The 14,794-nt window shown below is 67.8% G+C and carries 9 protein-coding genes; 3 read left to right on the top strand and 6 right to left on the bottom strand.

The genetic code is table 11. From position 1 onward, the window contains the following. Nucleotides 1-56: 56 nt before the first annotated feature. Both LDO22_RS20405 and mfd read right to left on the bottom strand, forming a co-directional pair. A complete protein-coding gene (locus LDO22_RS20405; RefSeq protein WP_224025484.1) occupies nucleotides 57-869 on the bottom strand; it encodes a metal-dependent hydrolase in 813 nt (270 codons plus the stop codon). A 6-nt stretch (nucleotides 870-875) separates the two neighbouring features. Then, on the bottom strand, nucleotides 876-4,562 hold the full coding sequence (gene mfd / locus LDO22_RS20400) for a transcription-repair coupling factor (RefSeq protein WP_224025483.1): 3,687 nt from the start codon (nucleotides 4,560-4,562) through the stop codon (nucleotides 876-878). Nucleotides 4,563-4,797: 235 nt separating this feature from the next. Between mfd and LDO22_RS20395 the strand changes: the two genes are divergently transcribed. The 3 genes from LDO22_RS20395 to LDO22_RS20385 are packed head-to-tail and all read left to right on the top strand — an operon-like array spanning nucleotide 4,798 to nucleotide 7,071. Next, nucleotides 4,798-6,303, top strand: a complete 1,506-nt coding sequence (locus tag LDO22_RS20395; protein WP_224025482.1) for an SDR family oxidoreductase — start codon at nucleotides 4,798-4,800, stop codon at nucleotides 6,301-6,303. A 44-nt stretch (nucleotides 6,304-6,347) separates the two neighbouring features. After that, the gene (locus LDO22_RS20390; protein ID WP_159632486.1) at nucleotides 6,348-6,845 is read left to right on the top strand and encodes a DUF2505 domain-containing protein; all 498 of its coding nucleotides are present in this window, start codon (nucleotides 6,348-6,350) and stop codon (nucleotides 6,843-6,845) included. Between the two features lie 4 nt (nucleotides 6,846-6,849). Further along, a complete protein-coding gene (locus tag LDO22_RS20385; protein WP_159632487.1) occupies nucleotides 6,850-7,071 on the top strand; it encodes a hypothetical protein in 222 nt (73 codons plus the stop codon). 88 nt (nucleotides 7,072-7,159) lie between these two features. On the opposite strand, the gene sufU is transcribed toward LDO22_RS20385, so the two are convergent. The 4 genes from sufU to LDO22_RS20365 all read right to left on the bottom strand — a co-directional run bounded on the left by sufU (nucleotide 7,160) and on the right by LDO22_RS20365 (nucleotide 14,718). Continuing rightward, on the bottom strand, nucleotides 7,160-7,609 hold the full coding sequence (gene sufU, locus LDO22_RS20380) for a Fe-S cluster assembly sulfur transfer protein SufU (protein ID WP_159632488.1): 450 nt from the start codon (nucleotides 7,607-7,609) through the stop codon (nucleotides 7,160-7,162). Between the two features lie 23 nt (nucleotides 7,610-7,632). Further along, nucleotides 7,633-8,958: a SufS family cysteine desulfurase gene (locus tag LDO22_RS20375; protein WP_224025481.1), complete on the bottom strand. Its 1,326-nt coding sequence runs from the start codon at nucleotides 8,956-8,958 to the stop codon at nucleotides 7,633-7,635. A gap of 482 nt (nucleotides 8,959-9,440) precedes the next feature. Further along, nucleotides 9,441-12,011, bottom strand: coding sequence for a LuxR family transcriptional regulator (locus LDO22_RS20370; protein ID WP_224025480.1), 2,571 nt, complete (start codon nucleotides 12,009-12,011; stop codon nucleotides 9,441-9,443). 70 nt (nucleotides 12,012-12,081) lie between these two features. Beyond that, nucleotides 12,082-14,718: a LuxR family transcriptional regulator gene (locus tag LDO22_RS20365; protein ID WP_224025479.1), complete on the bottom strand. Its 2,637-nt coding sequence runs from the start codon at nucleotides 14,716-14,718 to the stop codon at nucleotides 12,082-12,084. Between the last annotated feature and the right edge of the window lie 76 nt (nucleotides 14,719-14,794).

The raw sequence follows: 14,794 nt of genomic DNA, 5'->3' as shown, positions 1-14,794 counted from the left end.
GGACCCCGGACATTGTCCGGGGTCCCTTCTTCGTCTGTTGATAATGGTGCCCCCGGCTAGAACCAGAGCCTGATCCACGCGCCTGCGGCTGCCGCCACGCGGCCCCAGTGGTGCTGGGCAATGGCCCAGCCGGCCATGGTCATCCCCACCATGGCGTAGGCGCTCACCGGGATCAGCACCAGCCATTCCCGCTTGGAACCGGCCCGGCCCAGCAGGGGCACGGACAGGGCGCCGTTGGAGCGCCAGATGTTCCGCAGCAGGGGCAGCCGGCGGAGGATTTTCGGCGGCCGGACCACCAGCGGCCACAGCAGCGGCACTCCCCCGGTGGTGATGAGGTCTCCGACGATGTGCACCACCACCCCGATCAGCATCGACGTGGGCAGCCAGGTCCACTGTTCCGGCGCGTAGGCCGTGACCAGGCCGGCCATGACCAGCGCGAAGATCCAGTTGGAGATGAAACCGCTCTTGGGAAAGAGTTTCAGTGCCTTCGCCGCGATGTTGATCAGGAACATGCACAACAGCCCGGCGCCCACGGAGAGGCGCCCCCATCCCGTGTCCATGTGGACCTGCGATGCCAGGCCGGCCAGGAACACGAAGAACGCCGCCCCGAGGATGGAGTGCGTGCCCTGCCGGTGGCCGCCGCTGGCATTCTCAATGCCGCGCGCAATCACGTTGGACAGCGGCGGCAGCGAATGGGCCACCGTGCTGGACCGGTGGTCCCAGTCGCACACCAGTGCGGTGCCCGCGGTGGCCATGCCGCCGATCAAGATGCCGGTGGGATCCAGCGGGTACCAGCCCAGCGTGTACGGGCCGGTGGACGCAACAGCTACCCACGCCGCGGCTCCCGACGCGGCGTGGTGTCCTCCCATCAAGTGCTAACTCACCGCCAGTGGGGCATCGGAAAAGATGTTCCGGATGACGCCGTTGGCCCATTCCAGGATCTCGGCGTCCTGAAGGTCCCGGCCGCCGATCCGTGCCGTCTTGGGCTTGGGAATGAGGATGGCGTCCAGGGCCGGCTTGGACTGCGACCCGGGGTACATCCGGTTCAGCCGCATGGTCTTGGACTCCGGGAGCGATGCCGGGGAGAACTTGATGAAGTTGCCCTGCAGCGCCACGTCGGACAGGCCGGCCTCACGGGCGGCGACACGGAACCGCGCCACCCCCACCAGGTTCTGCGCGGGCAGCGGCAGCTCGCCATAGCGGTCCACCAGCTCGGCCTGGACCTCGTCGATGGCCTCGTTGGTGAGGGCTGCGGCGAGCTTGCGGTAGGCCTCCAGGCGCAGCCGTTCGCCGGGAACGTAGTCGTGCGGCAGGTGCGCGTTGACCGGCAGCTCGATCTTCATCTCCGCGGCCTTCTCTTCGGCTTCGCCGCGGAAGTCCGCCACGGCCTCACCCACCAGGCGGATGTACAGGTCGAAACCCACCCCCTGGATGTGGCCGGACTGTTCCCCGCCCAGCAGGTTGCCGGCACCGCGGATCTCCAGGTCCTTCATGGCCAGCTGCATGCCGGCACCGAGCTCGTTGTGTGCGGCGACGGCTTTGAGCCGTTCCAGCGCCACCTCGCCCAGGGGTTTCTCTGAGGGGTACAGGAAGTACGCGTAGGCTCGTTCACGGCCTCGGCCTACACGGCCGCGGAGCTGGTGCAGCTGGGACAGGCCGTACTTGTCCGCCCCGTCCACGATCAGCGTGTTTGCATTGGAGATGTCCAGGCCGGTCTCGATGATGGTGGTGCACACCAGGACGTCGAAGCGCCGTTCCCAGAAGTCCACGATGATCTGTTCCAGGCGGCTTTCGGACATCTTGCCGTGTGCCACCTCAACCCGTGCTTCCGGGACCAGTTCACGGATCTTCGCCGCGGTCCGTTCGATGGTGGACACCCGGTTGTGGACCAGGAACACCTGCCCTTCGCGCATCAGCTCGCGGCGGATGGCGGCAGAGGTCTGCTTGTCCGTGTACGGGCCAACGTAGGTCAGCACCGGGTGCCGCTCCTCCGGCGGGGTGGCCAGGGTAGAGGTTTCCCGGATGCCGGTGAGGGACATTTCCAGGGTGCGGGGAATCGGGGTGGCGCTCATGGCCAGGACGTCCACGTTGGTGCGCATCTTCTTCAGCGCTTCCTTGTGTTCCACGCCGAACCGCTGTTCCTCATCAACGATCACCAGGCCGAGGTCCTTGAACTCGAAGTCCTTGGACAGCAGCCGGTGGGTGCCGATCACCACGTCCACGGCGCCGCTCTTGACGCCCTCGGCGGTTTCCTTGGACTCCTTGGCGGACTGGAACCGGGACAGCGGCTTGACGCGCAGGGGGAAACCGGAGAACCGCTCCGTGAAGGTCTCGTAGTGCTGCTGGGCCAGCAGGGTGGTGGGCACCAGCACCGCCACCTGCTTGCCGTCCTGCACGGCTTTGAACGCAGCACGCACCGCAATTTCGGTCTTTCCGTAGCCCACGTCGCCGGACACCAGCCGGTCCATGGGGATTTCCCGCTCCATGTCCGCCTTGACCTCGTTGATGGTGGTCAGCTGGTCCGGCGTCTCCACGTACGGGAAGGCTTCCTCGAGCTCGCGCTGCCAGGGGGTGTCGGGGGCGAAGGCGTGCCCACGGGAGGCCATGCGGGCCGAGTACAGCCGGATCAGTTCACCGGCGATCTCCTTGACGGCCTTGCGGGCCTTGGACTTGGTGCTGGCCCAGTCCGCGCCGCCCATCTTGCTCAGGACCGGGGCGTCGCCGCCAACGTAGCGGGTCACCTGGTCCAGCTGGTCCGTGGGGACGAACAAGCGGTCGCCGGGGGCGCCGCGCTTGGCGGGCGCGTATTCGAGCACCAGGTATTCCCGGACGCCGTCGCCGCCGCCGGCCACCTTGCGCTGGATGAGTTCCACGAACCGGCCGATGCCGTGCTGTTCGTGGACCACGTGGTCCCCTGCCACCAGCTGCAGGGGGTCGACGGCGTTGCGCCGCTTGGAGGGCATCCGCCGCATGTCCTTGGTGGACCCGGCAGAGGTACGGCCCAGCAGGTCGGCCTCGGTGAGCAGGCCAAGTTTGAGCCCGTCCAGGACAAAGCCGCGGCCGACGGCGGCGGTGGTCACTTCGATGATGCCGGCCTGGGGCTCGTGGTCCAGGCTGTCCACCCGGGCGCAGGGGATGTCGTTTTCGTGGAAGAGTTCCGCCAGGCGCTGCGCGGGCCCCGGGCCCTCGGTAGCCACCACGATCCGCCACTGGTCGCGGACGTGGGAGCCGATGAAGTCCATCATCTCCGCAACGTCGCCCTGGTAGCCGCGGGGTTCCCGGGCGTGCAGGTTCAGGACGTCGATCTCAGGCAGCAGCTCCGCATCCTGGGCCAGCGAGGTGATGGACCACCAGGAGACCCCGTGCGCCAGGGCTGAGCCGCGGGTTTCGGCCAGCGACCGGAAGCTCGCCGAATGCAGCGCGGCCGACGCCTGTGAGCTGAGATCCAGGGGTGCGGCCCCGCCGTCGGACGCGGTGGACCACGCCGCCTCAAGGAACTCCTCGTTGGTGGCAGCGAGGTCGTGCGCACGGGTCCGCACCTTCTCGGGTTCGATCACCACGGCGATGGAATCGGCCGGCAACTGGTCCACGAAGGGAACCATCGCGTCCACCAGGACAGGTGCCAGCGATTCCATGCCTTCCACCGCGATGCCGCCGGCGATCTTCTCCAGCATGTCGGCGGCGGCCGGAAGCTGGGATTTCAGCGTAGCCGCGCGGGACATCACCGAGGGGGTGATCAGGATTTCACGGCACGGCGGGGCGTGCAGTTCGGTGGGGTGGTGGATGCCGGGGGCGGACAGCGAGCGCTGGTCAGCCACCGCGAACCAGCGCATCTGGTCCACCTCGTCGCCGAAGAACTCCACCCGGATGGGGTGGTCCTCCGTGGGCGGGAAGACGTCGATGATGCCGCCGCGGACAGCGAACTCGCCGCGGTGCGTCACCATGTCCACCCTGGCGTAGGCGGCGTCCGCCAGGCTCTTCACCACGCTGCTGAACGGAACGTCCTGGCCAACCTTGAGGGTGACGGGGACCAGGTCGCCGAGGCCGGCCACCACGGGCTGGACCACGGCGCGGACGGGCGCGACGACGACGCGCAGCCGGGCCGCCGTCGAGCTTTCCGGGTGTGCCAGGCGGCGCAGCACGGACAGCCGGCGGCCCACCGTGTCCGAACGCGGCGAAAGCCGCTCGTGCGGCAGGGTCTCCCAGCTGGGAAACTCGGCCACCGAATCGGCAGGCAGGTAGGCGCGCAGGGCTGCGGACAGATCCTCCGCCTCACGGCCGGTGGCGGTGACGGCAAGCACGACGCCCGGCTCCACGGACTGTGCTGCTGCGGCCGCGGCGAGGCCGTCCGCCATCTCCGCCAGCAGCACGGGGCGCAGGCCCGCGGGCGCACTGATCTGGTAATCCTGGCCGCGGACGGCAAAGCCACGGGCGGCCTCGGCCTGGACCCGGGCGAACGTCTGGTCCGGTTCAAGGGCGCGGCGGAGTCCGTCCAGCGTCGGGAGCGCGGCGGAGTTGCCTGTGCTGGATGTGCCGGCGGCGGACTGGCCGGGAAGACTCATGGCGGAAGCTCCTGTGGTGTTCATCGAAGACAAGCAGGCAACGCGAAAACCCGAAATTCGCTGCGAATCCCGGGTTCTCCCAGCCTACCGCGCAGGAACGACATGGCGGCACGGCGCCTATCACCGCGGGAATGGATCTAGGCTGGCAATGCCGATCCATTTCCGCAGCCTTTTCGCCGGGCAGCCGTCCTCATGGGCGGCCGCTGCGAATTGCTTGGGACGAACAGGAGCCAGCATGACCGCAATGAGTGCCCAGCCAACACCGAAGACCGTCCTCGTGACCGGTGCTACCGGCTACATCGGCGGGCGGCTGGTGCCCAGGCTGCTCGAGGCAGGCCACACCGTGAAGGTGCTGGTCCGCTCCCCCGAGAAAATCGCCGGGGTCCCGTGGCGGGACAACGTGGACGTCGTGCAAAGCAGCCTCGACGATGGCGATGCCCTCCGCGAAGCCCTGGCCGGCGTCGACGTCTTCTACTACCTGGTCCATTCCATGGCTGCCGGGGCCGGGTTCGAAGCGAAGGAAAAGGCCATGGCCAGGACCGCCGCGGACGCTGCCGCCGCCGCGGGAGTGCACAGGATCGTGTACCTGGGCGGCCTGCACCCGCAAGGGGTCGAGCTGTCCACCCACATGCGGTCCCGGGAGGCGGTGGGCAAGGTGTTCCTGGACAGCCCCGTGGACGCCGTGGTGTTCCAGGCAGGCGTGGTGATCGGTTCCGGCTCCGCGTCCTTCGAAATGATCCGCCATCTCTCCGAAACACTGCCGCTGATGCCGGCGCCCAGCTGGGTGCGCAACCGGATCGAAGCCATCGCCGTCCGCGACGTCCTGTACTACCTGGTGGCTGCCGCGTCCTTGGAGGGCACCATCAACAGGACGTTCGATATCGGCTGCCGGCAGGTGCTGACCTACGCCAGGATGATGCAGGAATACTCTGCGGAAGCAGGCCTGCCCTACCGGGTGGTGCTGGCGCTGCCCATCCCTGCGCCTAAGCTGGCAGGCATCTGGGTGGCGCTGACCACGCCCATCCCGTGGTCCATGGCGGTCCCGCTGGTCCAGTCGTTGCAGCATGACGCGGTGTCCAACGAGCACGACGTCGACGAGTACATCCCGCAGCCCGACGGCGGCCTGACCCCTTACCGGACAGCGGTGGCGCTGGCACTGGGCAAAGAGCGGGACGGCCAGGTGGAAACCACGTGGGCCAATGCCGGCGCCGACTCCGATCCGTTGCCCAGCGACCCCGACTGGGCCGGGCACAAGGTGTACATCGACGAGCGGACGTTCCACGGCGACGTGGATCCCGCCCATGTCTGGACCATCATCGAAGGCATCGGCGGACGCAACGGCTGGTATTCGCTGCCCCTGGCCTGGCAGGTCCGCGGCTGGCTGGACAAACTCACCGGCGGCGCAGGCCTGCTCCGCGGCCGCCGGCACCCGCACACGCTGGTGGCGGGGGAAGTAGTGGACTGGTGGCGGGTGGAGAAGATCGAACACGGCAGCCTCCTGCGGCTGCGGGCGGAGATGCGCGCGCCGGGACGGGCCTGGCTGGAACTGTCCGTTGAGCCCGACGGCGGTGGCAGCCGCTACCGGCAGCGCGCCATTTTCTTTCCCAAGGGCCTGAGCGGACGGCTCTACTGGCTCGCCGTCCTCCCCTTCCACAGCCTGATCTTCCCGGCCATGGCACGGAACATCACCACGGCCGCGCAGAAACTGGCCGATGCGGACCGCGCCCAGCTGACCCCGTAGGATGTTGGAGGCGTAAATCCTTTCCCGACGTCCCAGGAGGACCCATGGCGCTGAGCGCAACCACCACCCTTCCGCACTCCGTTGACAGCGTTGCCGCTGTGCTGGTGAACGAGGATTTCCAGCGCCACGTCAGCCAGCTGGTGGGCGGCACCCTGGAATCATTCACCGTGGACGGCGACATCGCAGGGGCCTTCAACGCCACCTCCGTACGCACCCTCCCCACCACCCGGCTGCCCGAAATCGCCCGCAAATTCGTGGGTGAGCACCTCAAGGTGACCCAGGTGGAGAACTGGGAAGCCCCCGCGGCGGACGGCTCCCGCCAGAGCAACATCTCGCTGAAGATTGCCGGCGCCCCGGTGGACGTCACCGCTGTCCAGCGCCTGGTGGCAGACGCCGGCGGAACCCGCGTTGAGCTGGAAGGCGCCGTGAAGTCTTCCGTACCCTTCCTCGGCGGAAAGATCGCCGACGCCGCCGAGCCCATGGTGGCCAAGGCACTGAACCTGCAGGCTGCCCAGGCGCAGGCCTGGCTGGAAAGCCACTAGCCCCATGCAGCTTCCCGTCTTCGCCGCGCTGGTCCTGATCATCGCCGGCGTCTGGTCCCTGGTGGTCTGGCCGCAGTTCCTTCGCCGGGTCATGAAGGATCCGCGCGCCAGGGATGCCGCCGGCAAGGCAACCAGGTTCCTGACCGTGCACGTGGTGCTGGTAAGCATCTCCATGGTGCTCGGACTGGCCACCGCCGTAATCGGCGTCCTCGGCCTGCTCGGCTAGGCTGCCGGACCACGCCAGGCGCCGTCTGCGCGAAACAGCCCAGGCCTTCCTCCTGCTGGAGGAAGGCCCGGGCTGTTTGCTGTCCGGCTCAGGCCGCCTGGTTGAGCGCGTCCTCGGCCGCCACCCAGGAAATCATGGCGCACTTCACCCGGGCTGCGTAGCGGGCCACTCCTTCGAACGCAGCGGCGTCCCCCAGCAGTTCGGGATCGGCGTGGACCTTGCCCCGGGAGCGCAGCACCTCCCGGAAGCTGTCGATGACTTCATGCAGCTCGGCCACTGTCATGCCTTCGGCGAGGTCGGTGAGGACGGATGCGGAGGCCATGGAGATGGAGCACCCGGCCCCGTCCCACGCAATCTGGGCCACCTTTCCCTCCTGGACGGCGAGCCGAAGGGTCACTTCGTCTCCGCACACCGGGTTGAGCTGGTGGGACTGCCCCGTGGACGTGCCTTCGGGCGCTTCCGTGGCGGCCAGCCCGCTGCCGTGGCGGGCCTTGGAATGATCCAGGATGATTTGCTGGTACAGCTGGTCAAGGCTCATGGTGTCACCTTTCGTCTTCTCCGCTAGGCGCGGAAGTAGGCCCGGACGCCCGCGACGGCTTCGAGGAAGCGGTCCACGTCGTCAGTGGTGTTGTAGAGGTAGGCGCTGGCGCGGGTGGTGGCTGTCAGGCCAAGCCTTCGGTGCAGCGGCTGGGCGCAGTGGTGCCCCACGCGGACGGCAATTCCCCGTGAGTCCAGGAACTGGCCGACGTCGTGGGCGTGGACACCTTCGACGTCGAACGCGGCAAGGCCGATCCGCTCCTGCCCGGCGGCCGGACCCAAGACCCTGATACCGGGAATGCCCTCCAGTCCCACCACCATGCGCTGGCCCAGCTCTGCCTCCCACCGGTGGATGCGGTCCAGCCCCGTCTCGGTGAGGTAGTTGGCGGCGGCGGCCAGGGCAACTGCCTGGGAGATGCGCTGCGTCCCGGCCTCGAAACGCTGCGGCGCCGGAAGGTACTCGGCCCGTTCCATGGTGACAGTGGTGATCATGGATCCGCCCGTCAGGAACGGCGGCAGGATGTCCAGGAGCTCCTGGCGCCCGTAGAGCACTCCGATCCCGGTGGGGGCAAGCATCTTGTGGCCGGAGAAGACCGCGAAATCCACGTCCAGCTCCTTGACATCCAAGGGCAGGTGCGGCGCGGACTGGCAGGCATCCAGGACAACCAAGGCGCCCACGGCATGTCCCAGGGCCGTCAGTTCCCGTACGGGGTTGATGATTCCCAGGACGTTCGACGCGTGGGTGAAAGCCAGGACTTTGGTGCGCGGGCCGATGATGCTTTCCGCCTGCTCCATGCGGAGGCTGCCGTCATCCCCAATGGGGATGTAGCGGAGCGTGGCCCCCGTGCGGAATGCCAGCTCCTGCCACGGAATCAGGTTGGCGTGGTGCTCCATTTCCGTCACCACGATTTCGTCTCCGGGCTTCAGGGCCAGCCCCCTGAGGGCTTGGTCGCCGCGCCCCTGGGCAGCCCACAGCCCGGCATTGGAGAGCGCATAGGACAGGAGGTTCAGTCCTTCTGTGGCGTTGGACGTCCAGATGGTTTCGGCGTAGTCGGCACCAATGAAGTCGGCAATGGTCTGCCGGGCGTCTTCGAAGACCTCCGTGGCCTCCACCGCAAGATGGTGGGCCCCGCGGTGCACCGCAGCATTGCGCTGCTCGTAGAACTCCTGCTCCGCTTCGATGACGCTCAAGGGATTCTGCGACGTGGCCCCGGAGTCGAGGTAGACCAGCGGCTGCCCGTTGACCAGCTGGTTAAGGACCGGGAAGTCATTGCGGATGCGCAGCACCTCGGCGTTGTCCATGACAGGGACGGCATGTTCCAGTGTGGCTGGCGTTGATACTACGGCCAAAACGAACTCCTTGGGCTGCCAATGTCTGACACCCAATTGTCCCACACACGGCTGTGGCGGCCGCCCGGGAGGGGCAGCCGCCACCGCTGCCCCGGGCTTCAGCCGAGGGAGCAGAGGGCCGGCGACGGCTGGGGGGAGAGTCTCGGTCTCAGAAGACTCTGACGTCGCCGGCCCCGTCTATGCCCGGCCCCGTGGGGACCGGAAGTTGAGAGGGCCTCAATGTCCTGTTCGGCCTGCTCCGCGGCTTCCAGCCGGCCGCTTTGCTTTGCCTCCTTAAGTAAAGCCTGCGGCGGCCTCCCGTACACGAGTAGGAAGTACTCGAATCCCCCGGGGAGAACTACCGGGGCGCGGCCCTCCTACGCGGCCGGCGACCCGTGGGCAGCGGGAACCTGCGTCCGGCGGGCAGCGGCTACCCGCACGAGGGCGCACAGGACCTGGGAACGGACAGCTATGCGGAAAACAGCGCGCGCGGCGGCCGGGACCTACTTGGGGAGGGCGGACTCCAGCTCATCGCGGCTTCGGACCCCAAGCTTGACGTAGGTGCGGTACAGGTGGCCCTCCACCGTCCGTACGGAGACCATCAGCCGCTGCGCAATCTCCCGGTCGGTCAGCCCCTGCACTGCCAGCTCCACGATGTCCTGTTCCCGCCGGGTGAGGCGGACGGCCGGCGCCGCTGCAATGAAGCGGCCTTCCCGGAACCGTTCCCCGAGTTCGTGGTCGCACTTCTCGCGCTGGGCAACGGCTTGCCGGGACCGGCGGCGTTCGCCGGCCTGTTCCAGTACCGTGCTGGCGCGGGCATACGCTTCCCGGGCCAGGTTGACAAAGCCTGCCTCCTCCAGCGAGCCAGCCGTTGCCATGAGGGTATCGCCGTCGGCGTTTTCCCAAGCGGTGGCCAGGGTCAGCAGGGCTTCCGCCCAGCGGCCTTCCACCCCGCGGGCGGCCGTCTGCACCATGGGGACAACCGAGGGGTCACCGAGGTCCCAGCACATGGCGAAGACTTCAAGGAGGTTTCCGGTCCGGGCGGACGCCTCCGTGGTGGTCATCAGCGTCTGTAAGGCGGCCAGGCCCTTGCCGTCCCGGGCAAGGTATTCGGCAGCCGCGGACACGTAGGCTTCAGCAAGGAGATCATGCGCGGGCCAGCCGGCACCGGCATCTTTGTGATCCTGTTCCAGGCGCTTTGCCTGTTCCGAGTCCCCCAGCCTGGCGGCAGCGTAGAAGCCCAGTGCGGTGCCGAACCGGTACAGCTGCAGCGGGTCATTGAGCCTCAGCGCCTCGACGGCGGGCAGCAGCACCTGGTAGGCGCGCTCCATTCTCCCCTGCCGCAGCAGCGAGTAGCCCTGGAGCAGCTCAAGGCTTCCGTTGAAGGTGGCGGCCCCGGGTGCATTTCCGGCGGCGTAGTGGTTGAGTTCCCGCTCAGCCGACTCCCATTCACCCATGGCCAGGTAGTCGGAGACCAGCCGCCCCAGCACGAACTCCGGGAAGAAAAAAAGGCTGCCCTGCAACGGGGGAAGCTCCGAGGCTGCCAGCAGGGCAGCCTCCAGGCCCTGTACGGGGCGTCCGGCGGAAGCCAGGGCATGGGCCAGCAGCCCCTCGGCCATGGCACGGAGGGGTTCGCCGCCGGAGCCTGCGCGGCGCTTCCGCATGGCGTCCACGTAGTCGTTCAACGCCTGGACGTTGACCTCGGCAGCCAGCTGCAGCAGGTGCAGGAGTTCTTCCTGCCAGCTCTTTTCGCCGCCGGAAGGTGCGGCGTGCTTTTCGACGTCCTCCGCCACCACGCCAAGGGGGTGGCCGAGGGCCTGGTGTGCCGAAACCCGGAGCAGCAGAACCGCCGGACCCTCGGTGTCCCCCGCCAGCGGGAGCCAGCAGGCGTCCAGGAGGGCCGCGGCCTCCGAATAGGAGCCTTCGTTGTACAGTGCCCGCGCCTGGATGGCCTGGGCCATCGGAACCAGCGGAGGATGGTGGATGCGTGCCGCGATGGAACGCGCACTGTGGTTGCGGAACCTCAGCAGGGCCTCTTTGGCTGCCGACAGCAGCTCGTCGTCACTGACCCGGAGTCCGCACTCCAGGGCCCACTCCACGGATCGCAGCCGGCCCTCCCCCTGCAGCAGGGTGGGGTCCTGGTGGGCCTTGACCTTCTCCAGCAGCTGGAGGCTGCGGGAGACGGAGACAGTATTCCTGATGGCGCCGGCAAAGAGCCCGTTCCAGATGGCAAGCTCGGCCGGGATGCCGGGCGCTTCAACGATCATTTGCTGGTCCAGCAGTGAACGGACCACCGCAGCCCCGCTGATGTCTTCGATGACTTTCCTGCCCACCGGCCCTGCGAGGGCGATGAGCTTCAGGGCTTCCTGTTCCTCGGGCCCGCGCCGGAGGTGGTCCTTGGCCACCACCGCTGCGAGGCGTGGCCCGTCCGCGGGCAGGGAGCCCAGCAGCATCCAGATTCCGTTGCGTTTAGCGAGGACGCCGGCCTCAGCAGAGTCATGGAGCAGGGCATCGAGTATCCGGGGGTTGCCTCCCGACGCATTCCAAATGGCGTCCACAGTCGCTCCAGGGACTGTCCCGTCAAGGGCGTGGGCCAGGACCTCTTCAATCTGTTCGCGGTTGAGGGGACGGAGGTCCACGCGCTCGGCAAGACCGTCGTACCACAGCTGGTCCAACGGCTGCGGCAGGCCGGGCCGGGGACGGGCGGCCGCCACCACGGTGGCCCAGCCGGCCGAGATCACCTCGGCCAGCACGCCTGCCGATGCGTCGTCCAGGTGGTGGGCATCGTCCACGGCAAGCAGGACAGGAGCTCCGTTGCCGCCCTTCAGCTTCTCGAAGTATGACCACATGGAACGGAGCACCGCGACGGGTGAGACGGACTCCTCCGCCGTGAGCTCCCCCGTATAGGGAGTCAGGACCCCGAACGGCACCCCTGCCAGGGCCGAGCTGGCGTGGATGCGCAGGATACTCATGCTCCCGGCGAGGCGCTCCGTCACGGCGTCAGTCACTGCCGACTTTCCAATGCCCGCGCCGGCCATGATGAAGACGGCCTGGTGGGTGCCGTTCCGCACCATGTTGCAGATCCGGTCCACCGGCTCCCGGCGGCCGGTCAGGAGCCGGTGCGCAGCCGGCGGCTTGTGGCCATTAGACGAGTCCAGTCAGATCACCCCTTGAAGTCACGCCCAGCTTAGTGAAGACCTGGTACAGATGGCCTTCAACGGTGCGGACTGACACACCCATTTCCATGGCGATGTCACGGTTTGAGGCGCCGCGGCCGGCCATGCGGGCAATTTGCCGTTCCCGGCTGGTCAGCAGCGGGCTCCCGCTGCTGGGCACGATCGGCAGGTTGGAGACTGTGGCGGCCAGGATGTCCAGCCGTGCCTGCGCCGTCCGTGCAGAGAGGGCGTCCCCCTCCTGGCGGGCGAAATCCACCGCAAGTGCCATGCATCGGGCTTCCACGGCGTCGAGTTCGAGCGTGGCCGCGAGTTCGCCGCCAGCGAGCAGGGCCTTGGCATCCTTTGTCCTGCTTCCGACGGCGATCAGCCGTGACACTTCCGCCAGCGGGCCCTGCCTGTGACCGGCGATGTCCTCCAGAAGACGGAAGTCGGTATCGCTGCCGTTCACGGTTGCTGCCAGCAGGTAGAGGCCGGCGATGGTGTGCCTGCCCGCCTCCAGGTTACGGCGGGCACCCTGCTTGAGGCCGGCCACCGCTTCCGAGTCTCCCAGCCACCGGCCGGCGACCAGCGCACAGAACTCGATGATGCTCTCCGTGGCAAATCCTGCCTTGCCGGAAGTCCGTTGCAGCTTGGTGAGGTACTTGCGGGCGAACGCAGCGTTGCCGGTCTGCGCATAAGCCAGCGCCGTGGCCGCGTACGCGGTTCGCAGCGCCGCCTGGACCGGTTGCAGCTCCAGCTGGGCTGCAGCGGAGATCAGGGGCTCCAGGGCGGCTTCGCCGCGGCCGGAAAAAGCAAAGGCCACCCCGGCAGCGAGCTCGGTGGCGGCGCTGCGGTACGGCAGCCGGTGGGGCTGGCCGGCGCTGAAGGGCGTGAGGAGATCGATGCAGCGCCGCCACTGCCCCGCCACCAGCAGGACGAAGTAGGCCTCCCTGATGTAGCGCTCACGGAGGCCGACGATGTGCGAGGCGTCGGTGAGCTGGCCGCCAAGCTGCCGCATAAGGCCCAGTGCGTCCATCTCGCGACCGGTCAGCGCGAGGGCGCCCATCAGGGTGATCGAGGACTGGAGCCGGAACTCGGTGTCCGGGTTGACGGCGGGATCGGCCGCACGTTCGAGCGCGGGGATCATGGCAGCGTACTCACCGGCATGGGCCTGGTATTCGAATTCACTCAAGGAGATGCGGTTCGCCGCCACTGCTGCCGGCGCGGGCCAGGAAGACCCCTGGGCCGTCCGGTCCAGCCGTTCCCGGGCGGAGGCGAGCAATTCCGGGACCTTGGCCGCCTGCTCCGGAAGGGAGCGCATGACCCGCGCTTTGGCGGCAACTACCTGGGCATATTCCTCAAAGTCCAGGGCCTCAAGTTCTGGCTGGGAAATATCCTCCAGGGCGGAGAGGGCCTGGACCGGCAGGTCCAACTGAAGATACGCCGCGGCCTTTTGCCGCTGCGCGGACGCCCACCCGGCGTCGGTCCTCTGCACCATATCCGCGTAGGTCAAAGCAAAACGGGGATCGAAGAGCTGGACCGCGGCCTGGGCCGCCGCCAGCGCCAGCGCCGGAGCCAGCTCGGCCTCGCACTCGTGGGTCCAGGCGGCAAAGGACATCAGTTCCTCCACCGTCATGGCTGCCGGATCCGGCTCCCGGCCGCCCAGCAAAACGTTGCGAAGCTCCCGCCGCCGGGAAATGCTCAGCCAGGTCCTCACGACGTCCCCGATGTATTTCTCCCGCAGCGACACCCAGCGGTGCTCGGAGTCATCAATCTCCAGCAGGCCGCCGTCTTCCATGTCAGCGACCACGTCCGCGCCGTAAATGGCGGTGAGGCTGGAGAGCTCCACCCGCCGGGCGCAGGAGAGCATCTCGATGACCTCGCGGGTTCCGGGTGTTTCCCGCGACCACCGGGAACGGACGATGTCATCAAGGCTGGCAGCGCCGTCGAGAACCACCTTGTCCCGCAGCGTCCAGACGGAATCAGACAGGACAAGGTTTCCGGAGAGCTGCTGTTCGGTGACCAGGGCTTTGAGCAGCAAGGGATTTCCACCCACCATCTGGTGGTAGGTGCTGACCAGTGAGGAAGCGACGCGGTGGCCCAGCAGGGACAGCAGGACCTGCCTGGTCTGCAGCTCGTTGAGGTTGCTGAGCCGTACTTCGGTCAGCTTCCGTTCCGTGAGCAGCCAGTGGAAATCCGCCGGCAAGTCACTGGAATTGGGGGCAACTGCAACAATTTTCGCCGTACCGGTCAGCAGGACGTTCAGCAGCACGCCGGCGCTCATGTCGTCGATGCTGGTGGAGGTGTCCAGCGTGATGACGCAGGGCCTTCCGGCGGCGTCGCTGCGGATAAGCGAGGTGATGCCGCGCAGGATGGCGGTGGGCGACCCCATGTAGGCCTGCGGCAGCCGGGCCAGCAGGAACGACAGGCAGCCGTACGGGGTGGTGGAGCCCGAAGGCCCGCTCCGGAGCTGCAATGACCAGACGTCCGGACCGAGGTCCGCAACTGCTGCGCGGGCCAAGGAGGACTTACCCACTCCCCTGGCACCGGTGATCACAACACCCAGGGAGTTTTCGCTGGTCAGGGCGGTGCGGACGGCGTCGAGGTTGGCGCTTCGTGCAGGCATGGACCATTGCTGGCCCTCCGGGGCCCCGGAGGTCGGCGTGGGCAGCCCGTCACCTTGCGGCGTTGACCCACGTCCC

Origin of the sequence: Arthrobacter sp. NicSoilC5, assembly GCF_019977395.1 — a bacterium.
GTDB lineage: Bacteria > Actinomycetota > Actinomycetes > Actinomycetales > Micrococcaceae > Arthrobacter.
The sequence above is the reverse complement of the archived record's forward strand: the minus strand, read 5'-3'. Positions and strand labels throughout refer to the sequence as shown.

Coding starts and splice junctions, on each gene's coding strand:
- LDO22_RS20405 (WP_224025484.1), bottom strand. CDS start 869: ATGGGAGGACACCACGCCGCGTCGGGAGCCGCGGCGTGGGTAGCTGTT.
- mfd (WP_224025483.1), bottom strand. CDS start 4,562: ATGAGTCTTCCCGGCCAGTCCGCCGCCGGCACATCCAGCACAGGCAAC.
- LDO22_RS20395 (WP_224025482.1), top strand. CDS start 4,798: ATGACCGCAATGAGTGCCCAGCCAACACCGAAGACCGTCCTCGTGACC.
- LDO22_RS20390 (WP_159632486.1), top strand. CDS start 6,348: ATGGCGCTGAGCGCAACCACCACCCTTCCGCACTCCGTTGACAGCGTT.
- LDO22_RS20385 (WP_159632487.1), top strand. CDS start 6,850: ATGCAGCTTCCCGTCTTCGCCGCGCTGGTCCTGATCATCGCCGGCGTC.
- sufU (WP_159632488.1), bottom strand. CDS start 7,609: ATGAGCCTTGACCAGCTGTACCAGCAAATCATCCTGGATCATTCCAAG.
- LDO22_RS20370 (WP_224025480.1), bottom strand. CDS start 12,011: ATGGTGCGGAACGGCACCCACCAGGCCGTCTTCATCATGGCCGGCGCG.
- LDO22_RS20365 (WP_224025479.1), bottom strand. CDS start 14,718: ATGCCTGCACGAAGCGCCAACCTCGACGCCGTCCGCACCGCCCTGACC.